Origin of the sequence: Lichenihabitans psoromatis (assembly GCF_004323635.1) — a bacterium.
GTDB classification, from domain to species: domain Bacteria; phylum Pseudomonadota; class Alphaproteobacteria; order Rhizobiales; family Beijerinckiaceae; genus Lichenihabitans; species Lichenihabitans psoromatis.
On record NZ_CP036515.1, the window covers coordinates 4,290,065 to 4,313,814 of the forward strand.

Below are 23,750 nucleotides of genomic sequence, written 5' to 3' on the forward strand. Positions count from 1 at the left end.
CCGATGACACCCGAAAACGAGACGGCGCCGCAAGCTCTGTCTGGTTTTCGGTCCGGCATCCTGCACGGCCGTCGCCAGGGGCGACGGCTGCGCGAGACCCAATCCAGCCTGATGGAGCACCTGCTTCCGCGCTATCTGATCGACCGCGCTGGCCCACTCGATCCAGGCGAGTTATTCGGGAATTCGGTCGACGCCGTTCGGCTCGAAATCGGTTTCGGCGGCGGCGAGCATCTGGCGTCGCAAGCGTCGCAAAATCCGACGATCGGCTATATCGGCTGCGAACCGTTCCGCAACGGCATCGCTCGTCTGCTGCAGCAACTGGACGGCGAACCATGGCCGAACCTGCGGCTCTACGATGGCGATGCGGGCGAGATCATCGATCGCCTCGACACCGCAAGCCTCGCGGGCGTCGACCTGCTCTATCCGGACCCCTGGCCAAAACGCCGACAGCGCAAGCGCCGGTTCATTTCCGCCGCCATGCTGACGCGCCTCGCCCGCGTGATGACGTCCGGCTCGGAGCTGCATTTCGCCACCGATATCGACGATTATGCCGGATGGGCAATCGAGCGGATCGACGCCTCGCCCGATTTCGTGTGGCGTCCCGTTTCGGCGGATGATTGGCTGAAACCCTGGCACTCCTGGGTCGAAACCCGCTACGAGGCCAAAGCCAAGCGCGAAGGCCGCAAACCGGCCTACCTGACGTTCGTTCGTCTTTGAGACGCCGACACTAGCCGTAAAGGTGTAGCGAAGCCCCATTTTGCTTCAGCCACGCCTCGGCGTTCGCGAGCGCCGGGGCAAGCCGTGCGGCTACCGCCCAATAGGCGGGCGAATGATCCATATGGGCTAGATGGGCGACCTCGTGGGCCGCGAGATAATCCAGCACATGCGGCGGCGCCATGATCAGGCGCCAGGAAAAGTTCAGCGAGCCTTGCGACGTGCAGGATCCCCAACGGCTTCGCGTGTCACGCAACGTGATGCGACGCGCGGTTTTGCCCAGCGTCGCGGTGTGACGAAGCACGGCCGCTTCGAGATCACGCCGTGCTTCGCGGCGTAGCAGATCCAGCACACGCTTGTGCTGCTGTTCGGGGTCACCGGACACGCAGATGAAGTTTTCGGTTCTGCCAGAGGCAGAGGTTTCTTCAATCCAAGCCGCAGCCCGAAGCGACTTTCGCGCCACGATCGACACGGGGACGCCACGGAGCGGGATCACCGACCCCGCCGCCAACGGAATTTTGCGCGGCAGGACATCGAGACGTGTGCCGACCCACTCGGCATGCCGCTCGGCGAAGCTTTTGGCGGCGCGAAGCGAACTGCCCTTCGGCATCGTCAGGACGGCATCGAGCGTGGCGGCCCGGACGCGAAGGGTGAAGCGGCGAGCACCATTCACCCGCTTGATCGGAATTCGATACCGCCGAGCACCATGCTGAATGTCGATGAAAGCGGGTTCCGGGGTCGGCGTTGCGGTCCGGTTTCGGAACAACTGAAGCATGTGACGCAGTTGCTCCGTCGATCGGATGGCCCATTGCCCGTCGATCAGCCCTGCTTTCATAATTTCCGCGATCGATGCTGCTGACAATCGAAAATCGACACAGGTCTTAAGAAAGGGTTAACGCGCCGTGTCCGGCGTCGATTGCGCGCGTGAAAGCGACGATCCGCGGCGCGATCTGGCTCCGAAAGCGCGATCCATTGAACACGCCATAATGCCCGACACCCATCTGCACGTAATGCTGCTTCATCTCGTCCGGCAGCCCGACGCAAAGATCATGCGCCGCCTGCGTTTGACCGAGGCCGGAAATGTCGTCGTTCTCACCTTCGACGGTCATCAGCGCCGTGCTGCGGATCTGCGACAGGTCGACCCGGCGGTTGCGCGACACCATCTCGCCCTTGGGCAAGGCCTGTCGGACGAAAACCGTCTCGATCGTCTGCATGTAGAACTCCGCCGTCAGATCCATAACGGACAGATATTCGTCGTAGAAGTCCCGATGCTTCTCGGCGGCATCGCCATCGCCACGCACGAGATTGTAAAACATGTCCTGGTGGGCATTGACGTGCCGGTCCATGTTCATGGCCATAAAGCCGGAGAGTTGCAGGAAACCCGGATAGACACGCCGTCCGGCACCTGGATAGGGAAACGGGACCGTCTCGAGGCAATTGGCGCGAAACCATTCCGTCCCGCGATCCTCGGCCATTTTATTGACTGCGGTCGGGCTGCGCCGCGTGTCGATCGGGCCGCCCATCAAAACCATCGAGGCCGGGGCGAGCGGATCGTTGTCGGCGCCCATCAAAGCGGCGGCGGCAATCAAGGGAACAGCAGGCTGGCAGACGCCGAGCGTATGGAGCTTCGCGCTCGATGGACCCGACAGAAATCGGCTGATCTCGATGAGCGTATCGATATAATCGTCAAGGTCGAAGCTGCCTAGCGCCAGCGGGACCATCCGGGCATCCGACCAATCGGTGATATACACGTCATAGTCTGGTAGGAATGCCTCAACCGTGCCGCGCAGCAGCGTCGCGTAGTGACCCGACATCGGGGCGACGATCAGCAGCTTGGAGCGCCGTTCAACCGCGATCTCGCCCTCACGGACGAAATTGACCACCCGGCAAAACGGTCGGTCCCACACGACGCGCTCGGTGACGGCAACCTCGCGGCCATCGATGCTGGTGCGGTCAAGGCCGAAGAGCGGCTTGCCATAGCGCCGCGTCATCCGCTCGAAAAGCTCGGCTCCAGCGGCGATATTCTTGCCATAGGCCGTATAGGAGAATGGGTTGATCGGGTTCTTGGCCCACAGAAAAGCCGCATCGGACAAAGCCCGGGCCGGCGCCATCGCGAGATGGGCGGCTTCGTACATCTGATAGGAAAGCTTCATCGAAACCTTCGGTTCGGGAGCTCGGCAACGTCATGCTTCGCTCGCATGACCGCTGCTGCTCCAAGGAGCGCGAGACAGGATCGCTTCAACGCGGGATCACAGCAGAAGTGCGGGACCGAAGCAACTTGGCGGTATGGCGACATCCCGCGGTCACTCCCCCATCTGAAGCAGTGTTCCGGCTTTGCGCGACTGCTGCAGAAGAGCCAGAAACGCCCAGAGGCCGAGCCCGAACAACACCGCGTTGATCGCGAAGGCTTCGAGCATCAGATCGGCCCGAAACACATGATCGTTCAGCAAAGCGCGAAGCCCTTCGAACACGTAGGTCGGCGGCAGAGCCCAGGCGATCGGCTGCAACCAACTCGGTAGAATCGTGACCGGATAATAGACGCAAGCGAGCGGCAGCATCAAAAACATCACGGTCCATGCCAGGTTCTCGGCCCCAAGGCCGTTCCGCAGCAGGATGCCGGAAACCAGCAGACCCACGGCCCAACTTGTCAGCATCAGGTTGATGAAAAAGACGCCGAGCGCGAGCCCGAGGCCCCACAGATTGAAACCGAAAAACAGAATGGCCATGAACGTGACCGGGATGACGCCGAGCGCCAGGCGGATGATGCTCATCACCGTCAGGGCCGCCACGAATTCCAACGGCCGAAGCGGGCTCATGAACAGGTTGCCGACATTCCGCGACCACATCTCTTCGAGGAAGGAGGCGGAAAATCCGAGTTGCCCGCGAAACAGCATATCCCACAGCAACATGGCGCCGATCAGCGTGCCTGCGCCGATCGCGATCGGCCCTGCGGCCGCTCCTCCCGCCGCGCTCGCATGCGACACATAGGTCTGAATGAAGCCCCACGTGACCATCTGGACAGTCGGCCAATACAGCAGATCGAGCACGCGCGGCCAGGACGATCGCAGGAGATAAAGGTAGCGGGTCACCATGGCGCTGGCGCGCGCCGGCGAGAACACCAGATCGTCGGCGCTCATCATGCCTCCGCATCCTCCCGAGCAGCGCGATCCGTCTCAAGGCTGGCACCCTGCCCTCTGCCCCGAGCTACATCCAGGAACACGTCTTCGAGGCTGTCGCGGCCGAACCGTGCAAGCAGGTCCGGCAGGCTTTGATTGGCCACGATCTCGCCCTTTCGCATGATGATCACGGTATCGCACAGGCGTTCGACCTCGGCCATGTTGTGAGACGCGAGCAAAATCGTAGCGCGATGCCGCTGCTGATAGGCTTCGAGCTTGGTGCGGATCCAATCCGCCGTATCAGGATCGAGCGAGGCGGTCGGCTCGTCGAGCAGCAGCACGTCGGGCGTATTGATGAGCGCCTTGGCCAGCGCCACGCGCGTTTTTTGACCGGCCGAGAGTTCTCCGGCCGCCCGATCGAGAAACTCGACCAGAGCGAGATCCTCTGCGAGTTCAGTGATCCGGGCTTTGCGATCGGGAACTGAATAGAGGCGGGCGAAGATATTCAGGTTCTCACGCACGGTCAGCCGGTGCGGCATATCCACATAGGGACTTTCGAAGTTCATCCGGTGCAAAACGCTGTAGCGGTCACGGGTCATGTCGGCGCCGAGAACCCGGATGGTCCCGGTCGTCGGCAGGATCAGCCCCATCACCATGCCGATCGTGGTGGTTTTGCCAGCGCCATTGCCGCCCAACAAAGCGGTGACGCTGCCCGGCATCACCGAGAATGAGATCTGTCGGACCGCGACCGACGACTTGTAGGTCTTGCCGACCCCATCCAGCACGATAGCTGGGGTCGTGGCGGGTTCAGAGAGAACGGTGCGAGATTGCTGCTGATTCACGATAAGGTCCAAAAGCCGGATTTATGAACGACCTTTAACCCGGAATGAGAACGACCATGCCCGACGTGAGTACCATCGATCTCGGACGACCCGCGCGTCGCTTGCGCGTCGATACGCTGGTGCGGCTTCGCTGGTTGGCGGTCGTCGGGCAGATGATTGCTTTGCTGGTGGTCCATTACGGCCTCGGCTTCCCCCTGCCGCTCGGCTGGTGCTTTCTCGTGATCGCGAGTTCGTGCGTCTTGAATGTCTGCCTGCGGGTGAAGTTCGGCGTCAGTCACAGGTTCGAGGACGAGCCGGCGATGGTTTTGCTGGCCTATGACGTCGTGCAACTCTCGCTCCTGTTGTTCCTGACGGGCGGCCTCGAAAACCCGTTCTCGATGCTGTTTCTCGCCCCGGTGATGATATCGGCAGCCTCGCTGTCTCCCTACTGGACACTGCTGCTCGGCCTCTTCACGGGCGCTGCGGCCACCATCTTGGTGTTCAAGCATCTTCCGCTGCCGTGGTTCCCGGATCAGCAACTGGAGTTGCCGTTTCTCTATTCGGCCGGCGTTTGGGTCGCGATCATATCCGGGACCGCCTTCACGGGGGTTTATGCGTCCCGTGTCGCCGAAGAGGCGCGATTGTTGTCGGACGCTCTTGCCGCGACCGAACTCGTTTTGGCGCGTGAGCAACATTTGACGCAGCTCGACGGCATCGCGGCGGCGGTGGGCCACGAACTCGGCACTCCGTTGGCAACCATCACGCTTGTCGTGAAGGAATTGATTCAGTTGGCAAAGAAGCCGGGCTTTACCTTCGATATGCAGCTGGTGGAAGACGATCTGGCTTTGTTGGATCAGCAGGTGCGGCGTTGCCGCACGATTTTGGGCAAGCTGGCCTCGCTCGACGACGAAAAATCCGGACCTCTCGAGGAAATGACGCTGCCCCACGTCATCGAGGAAGTCGCCGACCCCCAGCGCAACTTTGGCGTCGATCTCAGTGTCGCGGCGCGCGGCGACCTGCCGGAGCCCGTCTGTTTACGCAACCCTGGTATTCTGTACGGTCTTGGAAATTTGGTCGAAAATGCCATCGATTTTGCGCGAACGTCGGTCCAAATCCACATGGTCTGGACGCGCGATCGTGTTGCCGTTTCGATCGAGGACGACGGCCCGGGCTTTTCCCCCGATGTGCTTGCGCGCCTTGGCGAACCCTATGTCACGACGCGCGGACCCAGTCGTCGCGCCAAATCGGAAGAGGGCTCGGGGCTCGGTCTCGGCCTCTTTATCGCCAAGACCTTGCTCGAGCGATCCGGCGCAAGCTTGAGTATGGGAAATGCTCATGTTCCCGCGACGGGAGCGATTGTCACGATCACTTGGCCAAGAATTGCGTTCGAACGGGGCAGCGGGCCTCGAAATAAGGATAAGGTCGGCCTATCTGCTGCAATGGCACGGTTGCCGTAGAACGCTTCCAAGACCCATTCCAAACAAAGGACTTGGGGCGTGCAACAGAACGCGAGATCTTATCGCTTCGGGCTTGTATCGGCCCACGCGGTCATGGCTCGCATCAGAAAGTCGTTTTGATGAGCTTGGCCCAAGAGACGCCAATGTCGGCTTTGCCGCCACTGAGCGATGAAGACAAAACCCTCCTGATCGTCGATGACGATAAGCCTTTCCTCACCCGCCTGTCGCGCGCCATGGAAACTCGCGGCTTCAAAGTCGAAGCCGCTGATTCAGTTGCCGAAGGCTTGACCGCAATCGCGACGAAGCCGCCCGCATTTGCGGTCATCGACATGCGTCTGGGGGACGGCAACGGTCTCGATGTCATTTCGGAATTGAAAGCGCGCCGACCGGATGCACGCGGGATCATCCTGACGGGCTACGGCAACATCGTGACAGCCGTGACGGCGGTGAAACTCGGCGCTTTCGATTACATCGCCAAACCGGCCGATGCTGACGAAATCTACAGCGCGCTGATGGCGACCCGGCACGACAAGGCGGAACTCCCTGAAAACCCGATGTCGGCCGATCGTGTTCGTTGGGAGCATATTCAGCGCATCTACGAACTCTGTGGTCGTAACGTGTCGGAAACGGCCCGCCGCCTCAACATGCATCGGCGGACGCTGCAACGGATTCTCGCCAAACGCGCGCCGCGCTGAGCGCGCGACCCTAGGCGTCCAAGCGCGTGAGCCCGGCGGCAAAGCGCTTCCAAGCCGCAACATAATGGCGTGCCGAGGCTCGCAAGCCCTCGACCGCCTCGTCGTCAAGCCGACGCAACAGCTTGGCGGGCGACCCGACGATGAGCGAATTCTCCGGAAAGGCTTTCCCTTCCGTGATCAGCGCGCCCGCGCCGATCAATGAATTGGCGCCGATCACCGCCCCATTCATGATGGTTGCTCCCATTCCGACCAGCACGTTATCGCCAATCGTGCAGCCATGAACGATGGCGTGGTGTCCGATTGTACAGCCGCGGCCGATCTTCAAGGGTGATCCCAGGTCGGTGTGCAAAATGGCGCCGTCCTGGATGTTGGTTTCCGGCCCGATCTCGATCGGGTCGTTGTCGCCGCGCAGGACCGCCCCGAACCAGATCCCGACACCCTCGCCGAGCACGACCCGCCCTATCACATGCGCGTCGGGCGCGATCCAAAATCGGCCGACAGGCGGCAGAACGGGCTTGTGGTCGTCGAGGCTGTAGATCGGCACGCGATCCTCATGGGGTACGATCGGAATTCCCGATCAGTCGCATCGACCATCTCACCGTCTCGCTCCGTCGATCAAGTCTGTATCGTCTCGCATGAGCGCGGCCCAACATGCCCTGCAGGAGACGAAACATGTTGATCGATGGTCGGTGGTCGAGCGATTGGACGCCGAAGGATGCCGACGATCGGGGGGCCTTCGAGCGGAAAGCATCGACCTTCCGTAACTGGATCACGGCGAACGGCGAAGCCGGGCCCACCGGCGACGGCGGATTCGCCGCTGAACCTGGCCGTTATCATCTTTATGTGGGCCTGATCTGCCCCTGGGCCTGCCGGACTCTGATGGTCCGTAAACTGAAAAAACTGGACAGCCTCATCGACGTGTCGATCGTCAATCCGAGCCTAAGCGACCAAGGCTGGCAATTCGGCGGTTTTCCGGGCGCCACGGCGGACGCGCTCGGCAACGCCAGCTACATGCACGAAGTTTACACACGCGCCGATCCACGTTTCACCGGGCGTGCGACCGTTCCGGTGCTCTGGGACAAGCAGCGCGGCACCATCGTGAACAACGAATCCGCGGATATCGTGCGGATGCTTAACACCGCCTTCGCGGCTCTCGCACCGGCCAGTCTCGATCTTTATCCCGACGACCTGCGCGCAGAGATCGACGCTCTCAACGCGGCGATCTATCCTCGGCTCAACAATGGTGTGTACCGGGCCGGCTTCGCGACGTCGCAAGCGGCCTACGAGACGGCCTTTGCCGACGTGTTCGGGATGCTGGACGATCTCGAAAGCCGCCTGGGGAAAAGCGGCTTCCTATTCGGCGAGCGATTGACCGAAGCCGACATTCGTCTCTTCGTAACACTGATCCGGTTCGACGCCGCCTATCACGGCGCCTTCAAGTGCAATCTGCGCCGCATCGCTGATTATCCGAAGCTGCAGGCCTACACGGCCCGAATGCTCGGCATCGAGGGTCTCTCCGAAACGGTGAGCATCGCCCACATCAAAGCTGGCTATTATTCGATCAAGGCCATCAACCCGACCGGCCTTGTGCCTGTTGGGCCGATCTTGGATCTGAAACCTGTGACACTCCGTCGGAAACGTCCTGCCTCTTGTGTTTCGCGGCCAACCCGCGTGAGATGAGGACGTCAACGGAGCCCTGCAATGAAAAACGTTCTCGTGCTCGTGGAAGACCATTCCTGCATCGACTCGGTGCTGGCGACAGCCGTCCTGGTCGGCCAGACCTTCGACAGCTACCTCGAAGGCGTGCCAATCGCGCCCGACATCTCGGATATCGTCGTGGCCGACATCTCGATCGGCGCAACCGTGTTCGATGCCCGCACTCGTCAAGTGCTGACCGACCGCGCCGCCCGTCACTTCACCGCCGCGATGGATCATGCCGGTTACCCGCGTGACACCCGCAACAATGGTCCCGTCGCGGTTTGGACCAATAAGATGACCAACGACGGCATCGTTGGATGCACGTCGAGGGTCTATGATCTCGTGGTTCTGGGCAAACCCGGGTCGGCCGGCCACGACCCGCGCCAAGCCACCTTCGAATCCGTTCTGTTCGAAAGCGGACGGCCCGTGCTGATTGCCCCGCCCACCGTACCAAAACGGCTCGGCGATACGGTGTTGATCGCCTGGAACCGGAGTTCCGAAACGGCCCGCACGGTAGCGTCCGCCATGCCGTTCCTGCGTCGCGCCAAGCGCGTCGTGATTCTGACGCTCGAGGTCAGCAACGTGCCCGGCCCGTCAGGGACCTTGCTGGCGGCGGCCTTGGAGCGGGACGGGATCGAAACCGAGACCCTGAAAGCCGACGGCAAGTCAGGCAACGAGGGGCCAGGAATTTTGAGCAAAGCGGTCGAGATCGGCGCCGACCTCATCATCAAAGGCGGCTACACGCAGAGCCGGCTTCGTCAGATGATCTTTGGGGGAGCCACCAGCCACATCTTGGCCCATTCCGATATCCCGGTCTTCATGGCGCATTAGCTCGGCATGAAAAAGCCCGCTCAATCTCTTGAGCGGGCTTCGGTCTCATGAAGAGCGAAAGGCCGTTCAGCCGACCGGAATGCCCGGCTGCTGGCCGGCATTCTCGCCCGCCTTCTGGCGATAGAGGCCAGCGAAGTCGATCGGGTCGATATAAAGCGGCGGAAAGCCGCCATTGCGAACCGCATCCGCCACGATCTGGCGCGCGAAGGGGAACAGCAGACGAGGGCATTCGATCATGACGACTGGATGCACCTGATCGGCCGGAATGTTCCGCACGCGAAACACGCCCGCATAAGCAAGCTCGAACTTGAACAGCGTGTCGGCGCCCTCGCCAGCCGAACCTTCGAGGTTCAGATCGACCTCGAAATCGGTTTCGCTCAGCTGCTTGGCGTTGACGTTGACCTGGATCGAGATATTCGGACCCTTCTCCTGCGGGCCAAGCGAACGCGGCGCATTCGGGTTCTCGAACGATAAATCCTTGATATATTGGACCAGCGCGTTCAATTGCGGCTGCGTATCGGCACCTGCGCCGTTCCCGTTGCCATTGGCCTCGGCCATCAAACTTCTCCCGTGCTTAAGCGTCAGTTGACCGTTCAACCAAGCCGATCAGCGCCCGGCCGCTTAGCATGGATGATTTTGCCCAACAAGGCGGCCGCTCATTGCTGCGGACCGACAGTCTTCCAATCGTCAGGCCCAAGATCGATGACGTTGGGCGCAGCTCTGCTCGGGCGGCGTTGCGGCCCGGCCTCGATCGCGCCGCCGAACCGTTGGGCCACTGACAACCGAACGGAAGGCGCCGCCAGGGCAAAACCGACGAGGTTCGACACAAAACCAGGGAGGATCAGCAGCACGGCTCCAAAAGCACTGAGCATGCCGTCGAGCAAGGCACCGCTCGGCGCTTCGCCTCCCATCATCGATCGGCGCAGGCTGCGAGACGCATCGGCCCCGATCCGGCGCAGCATCACGATCCCGACCACCGTCGTGGCGAGTCCCAGCAGAATGGCGCCGCCCAGCCCGATCAGGTGGACCACAAAGGCAAAAGCCACGACCTCGGCGACAGCCCAGCCGAGCATGAACCATTTGAGACCGCCCGGGAGCGCCGGGAACGACAGACGTTGCGCGTAGATCACGACCCTGTACCTCGAAGCGCCACATTCACAGGCGACACATCACCGATCGCCCGAAAGCCTCGTGGCTTTGTTCCGGTAGCATTGGATGTTAGGCGAAGCTCACCACATATGCATCGGAACGCTTTTGGACGCCTACGGGTCGAAGATGAGTGTTGACCGGCGATTTTGCAACTCCGCAGGGTTGCGTGTCTTTTTACAATGGGCGGACGATGAACGGGTCCTTTGACGTTTCGACGGTGGTTTTCGCGCTTCTTGCCATCTTCGTGGTCTGGAAGCTTCGCTCGGTGCTGGGCACGCGCACCGGCAACGAACGGCCACCGACCGACCCCTTTGCTCGTCGTAACCCGGCCGATGCAGCCAATGCCGCGCCCGATCGCGGAAATGTCGTAAGCCTGCCGGGCGCAGCCGATCACGGCGTGATGTCGTCGCCCCGCGTCGACGATCCAGACCGCTGGAAGGGGTTTGCGACGGCGGGGTCACCGGTTGCGATCGGGCTCGACCAGATCGTCAAGGCCGATCCCGATTTCGCGGTCGCGCCCTTCATCGACGGTGCACGGGCCGCCTATGAGGCGATCATCCTCGCCTTTGCCAAGGGCGACCGGCAGACCTTGCAGCCACTGCTGGCCAAGGATGTCTATGACGGCTTCAACACAGCCATCACGGCACGCGAGCAACGCGGCGAAATCGTCGAGACGACATTCGTGTCCCTGGCGACCCCGAAGATCGACGATGTTCAGTTGCGCGGAAAGACGGCGCAGATTTCGGTGCAGTTCGCCGCACAATCGATTTCGATCACCAAGGGTGCTGACGGTAAAGAGATCGAAGGAAGCTCGGATACCGTGGCCGACATGCTCGACCTCTGGACCTTCGCGCGCGAGATCGGGTCGCGCGACCCGAACTGGAAGCTCGTCGCGACCGAAACGGGGCGTTGATGCGCGTCCCGGCCCGTAGGCCCATCCGGATCTAGTCGTGACGATGGCCCCGATTGGCGGAGACATTCCCTTTCCGGGAGCCGTCCGATTGCGGTTCGATGAGCTCGACGGATTTTCCGCGGACGATCATCGAGCCGCTTTCGCCTGCCTGCTCCGATCGGCGACAGCGGCCCTGGACGCATCGCCCGCGCTTCGTCCCGCGCTCGCCGTGCCGGACGATCTTCGCGCCATCCTGCAAGCCGCCGTGGCGCTCGACCGGCACCCATCGGACGATACCTGCAGGCGTTTTTTCGAGACGCATTTCGACCCGTTCAGAGTCGCGTCTGCGACGGGCAAAGATGCTTTCTTCACAGGCTATTACGAGCCGCTGCTTGAAGCATCGCTCGAGCAAAGCCCAGCATTTACGGCTCCGCTCCTCGCCCGCCCCGACGACCTCAAGACATTCGCGGCCGACGAGCCCCGCCCCGCTGCCCTCGCGGGCTATTCGGCCGCCCAAGTCGGACGCGACGGCGCGCTGAGCCGGTACCCTGACCGTGCCGCCATCGAGGCTGGCATCGCAAGCGGCACCTATCGGCCGGTGGTGTGGCTGCGCGACTGGGTCGAGGTGTTCCTGGTGCAGGTGCAAGGCTCGGCGCGCGTTTCCTTGCCGGATGGCCGTGTCCTTCGGATCACCTATGCGGGCCGCAACGGGCATCCCTATACGTCGATCGGCAAGATCATCGTCGAGGAGACCGGTCTTTCGCCGGACGCCTTGGTGCTGGACGGCCTGAAAGCCTGGCTTCGGCAGCATGGCCAGGCGGTGGGTCAGGTCGGGCGCAGCGTCATGCAGCGAAACGCATCCTATATTTTCTTCGAGACTGTGCTGGATGCCTCGGGAGACGGGCCGATCGGCGGCGCTGGTTTCGCGCTAACGCCTTTGCGGTCGATTGCGATCGACCGGACGCTTTGGTGCTATGGGCTGCCGTTCTGGGTCGATGCGACCTTGCCGTGGATGCCGAGCGGGCCCGCTGCTCGCTTCGCGCGGCTCATGATCGCGCAGGATACCGGGTCCGCCATCACGGGGCCGGCACGCGCCGACCTGTTTTTCGGCACCGGCGAGGAGGCGGGACGGCTCGCGGGCGGCATCCGGCATCATGGCACCTTCGTGGTGCTTTGGCCGAAGGGTCGTGGCGGAGCGCCGGGGTGAGCCCGCCCCGAGGCCGACGATTGCTGTCGGATGCTGAGATCGAAATCTGGCTGCGGGTTGTGCAAAGCGTTGCGCCGCGCAGCGGTGCGGTTCTGCCTCAGCGTGTCTCGGCTCCGGCGAAACCGGAGATCTCCGTCCGACCCGACGCCGCCTCAAAAACGGCCGAGAAACCCCGGCGCGCGACGGCCGGAATGCCAAGCTACTCGCCGCCAACCCAGGCCGCGAAACCGGCGGCTCCGCCTCTTGCACCTTTTGAAAAGCGCTTTCGGCAGAAGGTCACCCATGGGCGCATCGATATCGACGGCGTCATCGATCTGCACGGCATGACACAAGCCCAGGCCCATGCCGCCTTGATTGGATTTTTGCGGAGCTCGCACGGCCGCGGCGCGCGCCTCGTTCTGGTCGTGACCGGAAAGGGGCGCTCGCGCCTGCCGCTTTCGTCGCTCTTCGAGACGGAACCCGGTGTGTTGCGGCGAGCCGTCCCACACTGGCTCCGTGAGCCGGACCTTCGCTCCATCGTACTCGGCTTCGAGGAAGCTGGTGTACCGCATGGCGGCATGGGTGCGCTCTACGTGCGGCTTCGCAAGCGGTAGGGCTAGGACGTCAAGAGGACGCGGCCTTCCCGCCGCGATCGAGCCCAAGGCCGCCGACCGCGACCAGTACGGCAGCCACGACCAGAAGACCCAACGCGAGCCGCAATCCCCCCACGCTGGCCACGAAGCCGATGATTGGAGGCCCTCCCAAAAACCCGGCATAGCCGACCGTCGCCACCATGGCGACGCCGGCGGAGGGGGACGAGCCGTAACGCCCGGCTGCACTGAACACCACCGGCACGATGTTGGCGGCGCCGGCGCCAACGAGCGCGAAGCCGATCGCGGCGACCAGCGGATCCGGAAAAGCGACCGCCAGCCCCATGCCGGTCGCGGCCAGCAATCCGCCGAACAGCACCACCCTCTTCGGACCGAGCGCCGTCACGATCCCGTCGCCGACCACGCGTCCCGTCGCCATCGCGATCGAAAAAGCGGCATAGCCGGTCGCCGCGATGGCGGGCGAGGATTGTGTCACGGTCGCGAGATAGACCGCGCTCCAATCCGCCATCGCGCCTTCGATTAAAAAGCAGAACAGCACCACGGCACACAAACCCAACATGCTGCGCTCCGGCATCGCAAAGGTGATCTCGGGCTTGTCAGTGTGACGCGCGCCGGAGCCAAGCCACGGCATCGCCGCAACAGCCACGAGTGCCGCGAGCAGCAGCGGCCCGAAGATCTGCCCTGCCACCTGCCAACCGGCCCCGGCCAGAAAGCCGCCGAAGGCCGCGCCAACCAGCCCGCCAAGGCTGAATGCCGCATGGAACGAGGACATGATCGGGGACGTCCATCGCCGCTCGACATCGCTGGCATGCCCATTGACCGAAATGTCCAGAGCTCCGGTCGTGATGCCCATCAGCAGCGCCGAAATGAGCAACAGCACGTAGCTGGATGCGAAAGCCGGCAACGCGAACGCCACCACCATGGCGAGTGCGGACACGCCGGTCGAGCGGCCCGTGCCGAAGCGCGGCGCGATGATACCGGTCGCGATCGTCGATCCAACCGATCCGATCGCCAGCGCCAGCAAGGCAAAGCTGAGATCACGGTCCGACAATCCGAGCTCGGACTTAAGGCCCGGCAGGGCCGCCGCCCAGGTGCCGACCGCAAGGCCGAGCGTGAGGAACATTGCAAGCGTCGACGCGCGTTCGTTCCAAGTGGCCTCACGAACCGTGGGCATGAGGGTCGTCATGGTGTCTCCTTGGCCGGTTGCGCGACATGGATCTGCGGCCCTGCGTCGTGCGGGCGTCGCATCCGCGTCAGCGATGTTTCATGTTCGACGATCAGATGGTCGAGGTCGGTCCAGGGCAGCACCGCGAAGAGCGCGCCCGTCCCAACCTTGTCGTCCGTCACGGCAGTCGCGACCGAGCCGCTCGCCTCGATGAGCGCGCGTTTCAGCTCCGCCTCCTCGGCGCCGAACACCGACACACCTGTCTCGACTTCGACCGCACAGGCGCCGATGAAATAGAGGTCCGGTCGCAACACGAGTGCGTCGCGAAGCGCGCGCGCGCCGAGGGTGCCCCCGGTGCGCTTGTCGACGCTACCGCCGATCATGATGAGATCGATGCCGCTCGCATGCTCGAGAGCGGCCGCGATCGAGGGGGCGTTGGTGGCGATCGTGAGGCTCGCCTGGGTCGCCAACGCCCGGGCAATGCAAAGATTGGTCGAGCCTGCGTCGAGGACGATCAACTGTCCGGAAACCGCAAGCGCGGCGGCGGCGCGGCCGAGCGCCATTTTGGCATCCGCATTGACGAGCCTGCGTTCGGCAAGCGTGCCCGAGGCAGGAGAGATCGGCAGCGCCCCGCCATAGACCCTGCGGCAAAAGCCGGCAGCCGCGAGATCGCGCAGGTCGCGACGGATCGTATCTTCGGACGTGTCGTAGTCCCGCGCCAGATCGGCCGCGATGACGCGTCCGTCGCGGTCGAGCCGCATCCTGATATCGGCGATGCGTTCATGCGGCAGAATCATGCGACCTCACGTTTCATAACGTGATATTGCACGTTTTTGCACGATTGTGCATGTTTTAAATCGTCGACGATGTTGATTCGTTGCGCCGCCGGTCTTTACGCGGCCTTGCCTTACCGCGTCTTACCTCGGATCGGTGGGCTCTCGATCGTCGATCCGTTTCGTTCAGCTTGAGTCGGACATCCCGTTCTGGTCAGAAACCTGCGGAGCCGCCATCTGAGCGCGGGTCATGCGCAGCGTCGATCCGCCCGCGCGGCGTTCTGATCAGCGCGCCTGCATGGCCGAGCCGATCCGAATAAGCGCTGTCGATGACGAGGTCGTGCCCGGCGCGTTCGAGCGCCAGCAACACATCGGGATCGAAGCGGCTCTCGAGGCGGAGCGATTGGTGCGCGTCGCCCCAGGTGCGACCAAACAGAAAGCGCGGCGCATCGATCGCATCCGCAAGCCCCTGCCCGAAACCGACACGGGTGAAAACCTGTGCCTGAAACTGCGGCTGGCCGTCGCCCCCCATCGCGCCGTAGGACATGACGCGACCATCGTCGTAGAGCGCCAGCGGCGGATTGAGCGTGTGGAACGGTCGTCGCCCGGGCCGGAGCGCATTCAGCGCCTTCGGATCGAGCGAGAACGACAGACCGCGGTTCTGCATGAGCACGCCGGTGCGCGGCAACACGCATCCCGAACCATAGTCCCAATAAACCGACTGGATGTAGGAAACCGCCAGGCCATCGGCGCCGATGGCGCCTATCCAGACCGTTCCACCATCGCTGGGCGGCAGCACGGGCGAGGACGCGCGGCGCATGTCGATCCGTGCCGCGAGTTGGTCGAGATAGCCGGCTGTCAGGTAATCGTCCGGATTCTCACGCAGGTGGTCGAAATCCGTGCAGACCCGATCGCGGATCAGCAGCGCCAGCTTCGAGGCTTCGATCAGCCCATGCATATGCTCGAAACTTTCGCCCCGCTTCACGCCAAGGCGGGCGAACAGGCCGAGGATCACCAGCGCGGCCAAGCCTTGCGTGGGCGGCGGCGTATTGAAGAGGCGGGCGGCCGGCATGGCCGGGCTGTGGGGAAGACGCAGGCTGAGCGGCTTGCGCCACTTCGCTTCGTAGAGGCGCAAGTCCTCCCGCGTCACGGGCGCGCTGATCCGATCGAGGTCGAACGCCATCTCGCGCGCGATGTCACCGCGATAGAAATCGCCGAGCCCCACATGGGCCAATCGCTCCAAGGTGGCCGCAAGCGCCGGGACGCGGCGAATGTCGCCCGCCGCCGGCACTTTGCCATCGACGCAGAACGTGTCGAGAAAGCCCGGCGCATCGCGCAAGCTGGCGAGTTCCATCGGCTCGTAAAAGGCTTCCGAGCGCGAGACCGGATAACCGTCCCGGGCGAAGCGGATCGCAGGTTCGAGCAGCCGCGACAGGGGCATCTTGCCACCCCGCGAGGCCGAGAGTTCGAGAGCGGCTCGCCAGCCGTCCACCGCGCCCGGCACCGTCAAGGCCGCATCCGGCCCACGTGACGGGAGCCGGTCGTAGCCCCGGTCGTCGTAGCTCTTCAGCGTGGCTTTGGCGCCGGCATAACCGCAGGCTTCGATCGCGCGCACCATCGGCTCGGCGGTGGCGCGGCCCGGCTCTCCGATGGTCCAAAAACCATCGCCGCCAAGCCCGTTCATATGCGGATAGACAACGGCGATCACGCTGGCCATCGCGACCGTCGCCTCGATCGCATTGCCACCCTCGATCAAGACATCGCGGCCCGCATCTGCGGCAAGCTGGTGGGGGGCAGCGGTCGCCGCATGGGAAAAGACGGGAGTTTCGATCACGAGCGTGCCACGGCAAGAGGAAGCGCAGACGCTAACCCAAGTTCGAGCCGGATGACATCATCGGATCACGCGTCGCGCGCGCTCGGCTGTAGTCGGCTGCCCTTCCGATGCGGCGCGGACGCTTGTTTGGCGGCCTCCGCTGCAGCGTCGTCGATGTCCCGCTTCAGGCGCGACTCGAGCAAGGCCAACACGGCCGCTTCTTCCGGCCTCAATTTGGGAAGATCGCTCCGTAGCTCGGCTTCGATATCGTCCTTGATCTCGAGCATGAGCTCACCGCTCATATAGCAGTTGAGAATCTCTGGATGGATGTAGCATTTTCGGCAGATCGTCGGCGTGTTGCCGAGCCGCGACGAGACACGTTCGATCGCGGCGCGGATATTTTTCTTGGCTTTGGCTTCGCTGTCGATGATGCCGATTTCGTGTAGCGCCATGGCGGCCAGCACGGTTCCGGCCCAGGTGCGAAAATCCTTCGCGGTTACGTCGCGGCCGGTGATCTCGCGCAAATAGGAATTGACGTCGGATGAGCCGACGCTGTGGCGTTGTTTGTCGTCGTCGAGGAACTGGAACAGGTGGTGGCCCGGCAGATCGTGACAGGCTTTGACGATGGCGGCGACGCGCTTGTTGCGGACGTCGAGCCGCCACATCTTCCCGCTCTTGCCCTTGAACTCGAAATGCAGCCCCGCCCCGTCCACCGCGACATGTTCATCGAGGAGCGTCGTCAGGCCGTAGGACTGATTTTTGCGCGCGTAATCCTCGTTACCAACCCGGATCAGCGTCGTTTCGAGAAGATACACGATGGTGGCCAGGATCTTACGCCGGCTCAAGCCCTTCTCAGCCATATGTCGACGAACCGTGTCCCGAATATGCGGCAAGGCATCGGCGAAAGCCGTCACATGCTCGTATTTCGCGCTATCCCGGATTTCGCGGAACAGCGGATGATAGCGATATTGCTTGCGTCCCTTCGCGTCGCGACCGGTCGCCTGAATATGGCCGTCGGCCCGTTCGCTGATCCAGACATGCGTGTAGGCCGGCGGGATCGCGAGCGCCTTGATGCGATCGAGCGTGTCCGTATTCGTGATCTTGCGACCATCCGGCCCGCGATAAGAAAATCCCTTGCCGGCCTTCTGACGACGAATGCCCTGATCCTCGTCGGTCACGTACCAAAGCCCAGCACTTTCGGCCGCATCGCGCGGATCGACCACCTGCGGGTCGTCGGGATCTCGATCCTCTGCGATGGACATGCCGCGCTTCCTCAGTTCCTCAGCGGAGTGCCAATGCGAGTCGCGAGGCAAGGTTCCTGCGGCGTCCGAATGGCACAGGGCGCGATCCGCGAACCTTGCTTCAAGGGTCGCGATGCTTTAGGGCCGGTGACCTGACGTGCCCTGCCGATCATCGGAGTTTCATTTGCCTGCCGCGAAGCCGATCAACTGGGCCAACCTGACCACCATCTCCTGCGTGGCGATCCTCGTCGGCACCGAACTCGTCGGTATGTCCTGGGCCGCGGGCTGGGCGCTCGGCGGATTGTTTCAGTTGCCGCCCCTCGTGGCCCGCAGCGTCGAGATCGCCTTTGGCCTGCTCGGCTTCGTGGCGCTTTTCTACTTCATGCGGGCGGCCATCAAGGTCGAACCGATCCGGGGCTGACCATGACTGACCTATTCGATCGCCGGCAGGTGCTGACCGCCCTGTCGGTCGCAGGCGCGGCGGGTCTTCTCCCGGCAGGTTTCACACCGGCTCATGCCGCGGGAAGCCTTACGCTCGGAGCACCGGAAGTCTTTTCGTTCGAGGCCCTCAAGGCCATGGCGGTCGACCTCGCCGCGAAGCCCTATGCGGCACCGCGTCAGCCCGATCCAGAGATCGTGTCGAAGATCGATTACGAGCGCTGGGGGCAGATCACGTTCAATACGGAGTCGGCCCTCTTCGCCGATGGTCCGGGTCAGTTTCCGGTGACCTTCTTCCACATCGGCAAGTTCTTCCCGAAGTCCGTCGAAATGTATGTGGTCGACGCCGATCAGGCTCGGCCCATCGTCTACAATCAAGCCATGTTCGACATGCCGGCCAATTCTCCGGCCAAACAATTGCCGCAGGGTGTTGGATTTGCCGGCTTCCGTATTCAGGAGCCCCGCTCCGGCAAGCCTGATTGGCATAAGAACGATTGGGCGGCGTTCCTCGGCGCGGCCTATTTCCGTGCGATCGGCGAACTCTACCAATATGGCCTGTCGGCCCGCGGCGTCGCGGTCAACACCGCCGTCGCGGATCGCGACGAGGAATTTCCCGACTTCACGCGCTTCTACATCGAGACGCCGACGAGCGACGACACCATCGTGGTCAACGCGCTGCTCGACGGCCCGTCCCTGACGGGAGCCTATCGGTTCCAGATGACACGGGGCAAAGGCGTTACCATGGAGATCGAGCATACGCTCAATCTTCGCAAGGACATCGCCCGCCTTGGCATCGCTCCGTTGACGACGATGTATTGGTTCTCCGAAACCAAGAAGGACACCGCCATCGACTGGCGCCCCGAGGTCCATGACTCGGATGGCCTCGCCTTGTGGACAGGCACGGGCGAACGGATTTGGCGGCCGCTCAATAATCCCGAGCGCACGACCGCCTCCTCCTTCTCGGATCACTCGCCGCGCGGCTATGGCGCGCTGCAGCGCGACCGGGTTTTCGATCATTATCTGGATGGCGTCTTTTATGATCGCCGGCCGAGCCTTTGGGTCGAACCCGGCAGCGACTGGGGTGCGGGCGCGGTTCAGTTGATCGAGATCCCGACCGACGACGAGATCCACGATAATGTCGTCGCCACCTGGGTGCCTGCCGAACCCGCGACGGCCGGCAAGACCTATGCTTTCAAATATAAGCTGTTCTGGGTCGCGAACGAGCCGCATCCGTCGCCGCTTGCCAAATGCGTCGCCACTCGGCTCGGACGCGGCGGACAACCCGGCCTGCCCCGTCCCGCCGGCGTTCGAAAGTTCATGGTGGAATTTTTGGGTGGCCCGCTCGAAAATCTACCGTTCGGCGTCAAGCCGGAGGCCGTGCTCAACACATCGCGCGGCATGTTTACGCCCTATGTGTACACAGAGGCGGTGCCGGATGGGGTGAACGGCCACTGGCGGGCCCAATTCGATCTCGTGGTCGATGGAACGGACCCGGTGGAGATGCGCTGCTATCTCAAAATCGGCAATGACATTCTGACCGAGACCTGGGCGTTCCAATATCATCCCTTCTGATCGCACCCGGGCGAGCGTGGCGCGCCCAGTCTCTCGATCGAAGACGCGGCTCGCCGGTTGCCCGTGCGCGACCCTGCCGACTGCAGTCGCATCGCCGGCCCGAGGCGCGTTGGTGAGAAGGCCACATCCAGGCTTGTGACGGTGCCCGCAGATCCGGCGCCGCAGGCGGTATCGGCAGATATGCGCTAACCTTGTACCGCCGCGATTAGTTCTGCCCGATACTTACACAAAGAGCGTCGTTTCCGTAGCCAAATCGCGGCATTAGCTGGAACTTGAGCGGGACAGCCGACGTTGACGATCGTTCATTTCAAGGAACCGACGTCATGCGTTCAATTCTTCTTTGGTTTATTGGTATTCCGATCCCAATCATCATTCTCATCGCGCTGTTTGTTCGCTGACGAGACCGCCAGGGTGTTCGCGCCCTTCCTGATCAATACATCGTCACGAGGCTCACATGGCTTTGGCACCAAATACTGCAGCACTAGCTGCCAATAACGAATCCGGCTCATCAGCCGTCTCCTGGGCTGCCATTATCGGCGGCGCCGTCGTCGCTTCCGCGCTTTCGCTCATTCTGCTGTCGCTTGGCACCGGCGTCGGCCTTGCATCCATCTCTCCCTATGCCAACTCGGGTGCGTCAGGAACGACGCTCGGCACGTCCGCCATCATCTGGCTCATCATCGTGCAGATCGTGTCGGCCGGCATGGGCGGCTATCTGGCCGGTCGCCTCCGCACGCGTTGGACGAGCGTTCACTCCGACGAAATCTACTTTCGTGACACCGCGCATGGCTTCATGACCTGGGCTTTGGGCGCAATCGTCAGCGCGACCTTGTTAGCATCTGCGGCGTCCTCGGTTATCGGCACCGGCGCTCAGGCGACCGGCAGTATCGTCTCCGGGCTCGCGAGCGCGGTCGGGTCGGTCGGCGGTGCTGCCAGCACGCAGGCCGCCAATAACTCGGGCATCCAGTCCTATTTCACCGATATGCTGTTCCGCAGCGATAAGGCCGCGACCGATCCGAACAATCAGGCTACAGTTGCCGAAGTCGGCCGCATCATGTCGCGGAGCCTTGCAAGCGGTGAGATTGCACCGGCCGACAAGACTTACGTCGGTCAGTTGATTGCCGCCAAGACGGGCCTGAGCCAGGCCGATGCAGAAAAGCGCGTCGACGACACGATTGCTCAGGCCAAGGCTGCTGCCGCCAAAGCCGAACAGACCGCACGTGATGCCGCCGATGCGGCCCGCAAGGCTGCAGCTTACCTGTCCTTGTGGCTGTTCATCTCGATGCTGATCGGCGCGTTTTCGTCGACTATCGCCGCAACCTTTGGTGGCCGTGCTCGCGACGCTGCGGCACTGACCCGCTAAAGCTTCTGCGGTCCACGCCGGACCGCATCATGAGTGACCCGCTCCGCCCAATGGCATCAGTGGCCTTGGGTGGAGCGGATTCGTATCCGACCACCTTGCGTTGGTGAGCGAGACGCCAAAGTTTAATGTGACCGCGAGGGTGTCGCGCAGGTCGATCGGCAGAGGTCAGCTCTGGGAGAGCGCCTCCGTCGAACGCTGCTCCGGGAGGCGGACAAGACGATGGCTCAGGTAAACGCGACCCTCCCCTCGAGCGAGCGCAACAGCACGCGAACTCTCGCGACCTGCGCGGCCGTGATCGCTGCGCTTTATTTCGGCAGCGAAATCCTCGTGCCGATCGCTCTTGCGATTCTGCTTGGCTTCGTCCTCGCGCCGAGCGTGCGGAAGCTGCAGAAATTGGGTCTGGGCCGGATCCCGCCCGTGGTCGTCACGGTCATGATCGCCGTCGTGTTTCTAGGCGCTTTGGGCGCGCTGATCACGACGCAATTGCGCGACCTCGCCAACGATGTCCCTCGTTACGAGAGGACGATTGTCCGCAAAATTCAATATCTGCAAGGCATGTCGACCGGCGGCTCGATGCAGCGGATCGAGGACGCGATCGCGACGATCAGCAAAGCCGTGAATCGGCAGCCCGAGGCGCAGGTTGTCAACGGAAGCGGCAGCTCCGCCGCAGCCATACAACAGACCACAGGCGAAAGACCTGCCGCTGCGCCCATGCCGGTGGAAGTCATTGCGCCAACGCCGAGCGCCATCGACACGATCCTGCGTGTCAGCGCGCCTTTGGTGCACCCGATTGCGACAGCCGGCATCGTGTTGATCTTCGTCGTCTTCATTCTCCTGCAGCGAGAGGATCTCCGCAACCGCGCCATTCGCCTCTTTGGCGCGACCGACCTTCAGCGCACGACTGCTGCCATCGACGACGGAGCGAAGCGGCTGAGCCGGTATTTGCTCACACAATGCGCCGTCAACACGGCATCCGGCATCATCGTTGGGATCAGTCTGTGGTTGATCGGCGTCCCGAGCCCGATCCTGCTTGGCATCATCTTCGCCTGTATGCGGTTCATTCCCTATGTGGGTCCGGTCATCGGCTCTATTCTGCCCCTAGTGCTCGCATCGGCGGTCGACCCGGGATGGAGCATGGTGATCTGGACTGGGGCGATGCTGTTGGCGGTCGAAAGCGTCATCGGTCAGGTGGTCGAGCCATTCGCCTATGGACATAACACTGGCCTGTCACCGATCGCGATCATCATCGCCGCCACCTTCTGGACGGTTCTCTGGGGTCCTGTCGGTCTTTTCTTGTCAACGCCTCTCACGGTGTGCCTGGTCGTGCTCGGGCGTCACGTCGAACAGCTGGAGTTTCTCGACGTGCTGCTCGGCGATAGGCCCCCGCTCGCTCCGTCAGAGACCTTCTATCAGCGTCTGCTGGCCAACGATCCGATCGAAGCCTCCGACCAGGCGCAAAAATGCTTGAGCGAGATGTCGGTCTCCGAATATTACGACGCCGTGGCTCTGCCTGGCCTGCTTTTGGCGCAGGGCGATGTGGCGCAAAACCGGCTGGATCACGATCGGCAGGAGCAGATCAAGGCCGCGGCCCTGGACGTCGTCGAAGATCTCGAGCGCGATGCGCCGGGCGACGATCAGCCGGACGATCGGCAAAAATTCTGGTCGACCGGCAAGCCGACGGAAGCGACGGATGCCGACGTCGCGACCAAGCCGGATGATCTCGTGCCGGAGACACCGCCGCAATTTACGAAAGCCGGCAGCGTGCTGTGTGTCGGCGCGCGTGGCCCGCTCGACGACGCCGCCGCCGCCATGCTGGTGCAGGTGTTTCTCGGCCACCAGATCGGCGCCCGCTGTGAGAGCTACACCGCGCTGTCCAAAACGGAGATCGATCACCTCAACGTTGAAGGCGTTGCGTTGATCTGCCTCTCGGCCTTGGATGGCAGCAGCCCAGCCTTTTTGCGGTTCGTGCTTCGGCGTTTACGACGTCGGGCGCCGAAAGCTCACATCCTTGTTGGTGCGTGGTGGCGCATCGGCGGTCTCCGCGACACGGATGAGGAGATCGATCAGGTTGTCAAAGACCCGAAAGTGACGACGTTCGTGGATGCGATCCGCTATTGCCTGTCGCAGCCGCCTGAGGGAGTTGTCGTCGCGGTCGACCCGATCGAGACGGCCGCGACACTTCCGGCCGTGGTCCCGGCTCTCTCATGAGCGCGGGAGA

23 protein-coding genes are annotated in these 23,750 nt (G+C 62.8%); 12 read left to right on the plus strand and 11 right to left on the minus strand.

Annotation, left to right across the window (positions count from 1 at the left end):
• Positions 1-3 precede the first annotated feature (3 nt).
• Positions 4-717 (plus strand): tRNA (guanine(46)-N(7))-methyltransferase TrmB, encoded by a 714-nt coding sequence (gene trmB / locus EY713_RS20090; RefSeq protein ID WP_131118543.1) that lies wholly within the window; start codon positions 4-6, stop codon positions 715-717.
• 10 nt (positions 718-727) lie between these two features.
• On the opposite strand, the gene EY713_RS20095 is transcribed toward trmB, so the two are convergent.
• The 4 genes from EY713_RS20095 to EY713_RS20110 all read right to left on the minus strand — a co-directional run bounded on the left by EY713_RS20095 (position 728) and on the right by EY713_RS20110 (position 4,672).
• Positions 728-1,489 (minus strand): M48 family metallopeptidase, encoded by a 762-nt coding sequence (locus EY713_RS20095; RefSeq protein ID WP_131120009.1) that lies wholly within the window; start codon positions 1,487-1,489, stop codon positions 728-730.
• A gap of 106 nt (positions 1,490-1,595) precedes the next feature.
• Positions 1,596-2,867 (minus strand): polyhydroxyalkanoate depolymerase, encoded by a 1,272-nt coding sequence (locus EY713_RS20100; protein WP_131118545.1) that lies wholly within the window; start codon positions 2,865-2,867, stop codon positions 1,596-1,598.
• A gap of 150 nt (positions 2,868-3,017) precedes the next feature.
• Positions 3,018-3,851, minus strand: a complete 834-nt coding sequence (locus tag EY713_RS20105) for an ABC transporter permease (protein ID WP_245573041.1) — start codon at positions 3,849-3,851, stop codon at positions 3,018-3,020.
• A complete protein-coding gene (locus tag EY713_RS20110) occupies positions 3,851-4,672 on the minus strand; it encodes an ABC transporter ATP-binding protein (protein ID WP_131118547.1) in 822 nt (273 codons plus the stop codon). Before EY713_RS20110 ends, EY713_RS20105 begins: the two co-directional genes overlap by 1 nt.
• A gap of 56 nt (positions 4,673-4,728) precedes the next feature.
• Between EY713_RS20110 and EY713_RS20115 the strand changes: the two genes are divergently transcribed.
• Both EY713_RS20115 and EY713_RS20120 read left to right on the plus strand, forming a co-directional pair.
• Positions 4,729-6,108: an ActS/PrrB/RegB family redox-sensitive histidine kinase gene (locus tag EY713_RS20115; protein ID WP_131118549.1), complete on the plus strand. Its 1,380-nt coding sequence runs from the start codon at positions 4,729-4,731 to the stop codon at positions 6,106-6,108.
• 119 nt (positions 6,109-6,227) lie between these two features.
• Positions 6,228-6,803, plus strand: coding sequence for an ActR/PrrA/RegA family redox response regulator transcription factor (locus EY713_RS20120; RefSeq protein ID WP_131118551.1), 576 nt, complete (start codon positions 6,228-6,230; stop codon positions 6,801-6,803).
• A gap of 10 nt (positions 6,804-6,813) precedes the next feature.
• On the opposite strand, the gene EY713_RS20125 is transcribed toward EY713_RS20120, so the two are convergent.
• Positions 6,814-7,347 carry a gamma carbonic anhydrase family protein gene (locus EY713_RS20125; RefSeq protein WP_131118553.1) on the minus strand — a complete coding sequence of 178 codons (534 nt, stop codon included), beginning with the start codon at positions 7,345-7,347 and terminating at the stop codon, positions 6,814-6,816.
• 128 nt (positions 7,348-7,475) lie between these two features.
• Between EY713_RS20125 and EY713_RS20130 the strand changes: the two genes are divergently transcribed.
• Together EY713_RS20130 and EY713_RS20135 are read left to right on the plus strand one after the other, a co-directional pair.
• Positions 7,476-8,483: a glutathione S-transferase family protein gene (locus EY713_RS20130; RefSeq protein ID WP_131118555.1), complete on the plus strand. Its 1,008-nt coding sequence runs from the start codon at positions 7,476-7,478 to the stop codon at positions 8,481-8,483.
• A gap of 21 nt (positions 8,484-8,504) precedes the next feature.
• The gene (locus tag EY713_RS20135; protein WP_131118557.1) at positions 8,505-9,332 is read left to right on the plus strand and encodes a universal stress protein; all 828 of its coding nucleotides are present in this window, start codon (positions 8,505-8,507) and stop codon (positions 9,330-9,332) included.
• 66 nt (positions 9,333-9,398) lie between these two features.
• On the opposite strand, the gene secB is transcribed toward EY713_RS20135, so the two are convergent.
• A complete protein-coding gene (gene secB / locus EY713_RS20140; RefSeq protein WP_131118559.1) occupies positions 9,399-9,890 on the minus strand; it encodes a protein-export chaperone SecB in 492 nt (163 codons plus the stop codon).
• A 98-nt stretch (positions 9,891-9,988) separates the two neighbouring features.
• A complete protein-coding gene (locus EY713_RS20145) occupies positions 9,989-10,462 on the minus strand; it encodes an FxsA family protein (protein WP_131118561.1) in 474 nt (157 codons plus the stop codon).
• 209 nt (positions 10,463-10,671) lie between these two features.
• On the opposite strand from EY713_RS20145, the gene EY713_RS20150 reads away from it, so the two are divergent.
• The 3 genes from EY713_RS20150 to EY713_RS20160 are packed head-to-tail and all read left to right on the plus strand — an operon-like array spanning position 10,672 to position 13,173.
• On the plus strand, positions 10,672-11,394 hold the full coding sequence (locus EY713_RS20150) for a Tim44/TimA family putative adaptor protein (RefSeq protein ID WP_131118563.1): 723 nt from the start codon (positions 10,672-10,674) through the stop codon (positions 11,392-11,394).
• 43 nt (positions 11,395-11,437) lie between these two features.
• Positions 11,438-12,580, plus strand: a complete 1,143-nt coding sequence (mltA, locus tag EY713_RS20155) for a murein transglycosylase A (RefSeq protein WP_131120013.1) — start codon at positions 11,438-11,440, stop codon at positions 12,578-12,580.
• Positions 12,577-13,173, plus strand: a complete 597-nt coding sequence (locus tag EY713_RS20160; protein ID WP_245504231.1) for a Smr/MutS family protein — start codon at positions 12,577-12,579, stop codon at positions 13,171-13,173. The genes mltA and EY713_RS20160 overlap by 4 nt, the downstream gene beginning before the upstream one ends.
• Positions 13,174-13,183: 10 nt before the next feature.
• Here EY713_RS20160 and EY713_RS20165 read toward each other — a convergent pair whose 3' ends face one another.
• The 4 genes from EY713_RS20165 to EY713_RS20180 all read right to left on the minus strand — a co-directional run bounded on the left by EY713_RS20165 (position 13,184) and on the right by EY713_RS20180 (position 18,183).
• On the minus strand, positions 13,184-14,356 hold the full coding sequence (locus EY713_RS20165; protein WP_131118567.1) for an MFS transporter: 1,173 nt from the start codon (positions 14,354-14,356) through the stop codon (positions 13,184-13,186).
• Positions 14,353-15,132 carry a DeoR/GlpR family DNA-binding transcription regulator gene (locus tag EY713_RS20170; protein WP_131118569.1) on the minus strand — a complete coding sequence of 260 codons (780 nt, stop codon included), beginning with the start codon at positions 15,130-15,132 and terminating at the stop codon, positions 14,353-14,355. The genes EY713_RS20165 and EY713_RS20170 overlap by 4 nt, the downstream gene beginning before the upstream one ends.
• A gap of 190 nt (positions 15,133-15,322) precedes the next feature.
• Positions 15,323-16,942, minus strand: coding sequence for a gamma-glutamyltransferase family protein (locus EY713_RS20175; RefSeq protein ID WP_131118571.1), 1,620 nt, complete (start codon positions 16,940-16,942; stop codon positions 15,323-15,325).
• 65 nt (positions 16,943-17,007) lie between these two features.
• Positions 17,008-18,183 (minus strand): DNA topoisomerase IB, encoded by a 1,176-nt coding sequence (locus EY713_RS20180; protein ID WP_131118573.1) that lies wholly within the window; start codon positions 18,181-18,183, stop codon positions 17,008-17,010.
• 163 nt (positions 18,184-18,346) lie between these two features.
• On the opposite strand from EY713_RS20180, the gene EY713_RS20185 reads away from it, so the two are divergent.
• From EY713_RS20185 to EY713_RS20200, 4 genes are all read left to right on the plus strand, one after another.
• Positions 18,347-18,583 carry a hypothetical protein gene (locus EY713_RS20185; protein ID WP_131118575.1) on the plus strand — a complete coding sequence of 79 codons (237 nt, stop codon included), beginning with the start codon at positions 18,347-18,349 and terminating at the stop codon, positions 18,581-18,583.
• A gap of 2 nt (positions 18,584-18,585) precedes the next feature.
• Positions 18,586-20,172 (plus strand): OpgD/OpgG family glucan biosynthesis protein, encoded by a 1,587-nt coding sequence (locus tag EY713_RS20190; RefSeq protein WP_131118577.1) that lies wholly within the window; start codon positions 18,586-18,588, stop codon positions 20,170-20,172.
• A gap of 454 nt (positions 20,173-20,626) precedes the next feature.
• Positions 20,627-21,532: a hypothetical protein gene (locus EY713_RS20195; protein ID WP_131118579.1), complete on the plus strand. Its 906-nt coding sequence runs from the start codon at positions 20,627-20,629 to the stop codon at positions 21,530-21,532.
• A 219-nt stretch (positions 21,533-21,751) separates the two neighbouring features.
• Positions 21,752-23,740 carry an AI-2E family transporter gene (locus tag EY713_RS20200; protein ID WP_131118580.1) on the plus strand — a complete coding sequence of 663 codons (1,989 nt, stop codon included), beginning with the start codon at positions 21,752-21,754 and terminating at the stop codon, positions 23,738-23,740.
• Positions 23,741-23,750: the final 10 nt, after the last annotated feature.

Bases quoted from the DNA above. Each gene is read 5' to 3' on its own strand.
- trmB (WP_131118543.1), top strand. From the start codon at position 4: ATGACACCCGAAAACGAGACGGCGCCGCAAGCTCTGTCTGGTTTTCGG.
- EY713_RS20095 (WP_131120009.1), bottom strand. From the start codon at position 1,489: ATGCTTCAGTTGTTCCGAAACCGGACCGCAACGCCGACCCCGGAACCC.
- EY713_RS20100 (WP_131118545.1), bottom strand. From the start codon at position 2,867: ATGAAGCTTTCCTATCAGATGTACGAAGCCGCCCATCTCGCGATGGCG.
- EY713_RS20105 (WP_245573041.1), bottom strand. From the start codon at position 3,851: ATGAGCGCCGACGATCTGGTGTTCTCGCCGGCGCGCGCCAGCGCCATG.
- EY713_RS20115 (WP_131118549.1), top strand. From the start codon at position 4,729: ATGCCCGACGTGAGTACCATCGATCTCGGACGACCCGCGCGTCGCTTG.
- EY713_RS20120 (WP_131118551.1), top strand. From the start codon at position 6,228: ATGAGCTTGGCCCAAGAGACGCCAATGTCGGCTTTGCCGCCACTGAGC.
- EY713_RS20130 (WP_131118555.1), top strand. From the start codon at position 7,476: ATGTTGATCGATGGTCGGTGGTCGAGCGATTGGACGCCGAAGGATGCC.
- EY713_RS20135 (WP_131118557.1), top strand. From the start codon at position 8,505: ATGAAAAACGTTCTCGTGCTCGTGGAAGACCATTCCTGCATCGACTCG.
- secB (WP_131118559.1), bottom strand. From the start codon at position 9,890: ATGGCCGAGGCCAATGGCAACGGGAACGGCGCAGGTGCCGATACGCAG.
- EY713_RS20150 (WP_131118563.1), top strand. From the start codon at position 10,672: ATGAACGGGTCCTTTGACGTTTCGACGGTGGTTTTCGCGCTTCTTGCC.
- mltA (WP_131120013.1), top strand. From the start codon at position 11,438: ATGGCCCCGATTGGCGGAGACATTCCCTTTCCGGGAGCCGTCCGATTG.
- EY713_RS20165 (WP_131118567.1), bottom strand. From the start codon at position 14,356: ATGACGACCCTCATGCCCACGGTTCGTGAGGCCACTTGGAACGAACGC.
- EY713_RS20170 (WP_131118569.1), bottom strand. From the start codon at position 15,132: ATGATTCTGCCGCATGAACGCATCGCCGATATCAGGATGCGGCTCGAC.
- EY713_RS20180 (WP_131118573.1), bottom strand. From the start codon at position 18,183: ATGTCCATCGCAGAGGATCGAGATCCCGACGACCCGCAGGTGGTCGAT.
- EY713_RS20190 (WP_131118577.1), top strand. From the start codon at position 18,586: ATGACTGACCTATTCGATCGCCGGCAGGTGCTGACCGCCCTGTCGGTC.
- EY713_RS20195 (WP_131118579.1), top strand. From the start codon at position 20,627: ATGGCTTTGGCACCAAATACTGCAGCACTAGCTGCCAATAACGAATCC.
- EY713_RS20200 (WP_131118580.1), top strand. From the start codon at position 21,752: ATGGCTCAGGTAAACGCGACCCTCCCCTCGAGCGAGCGCAACAGCACG.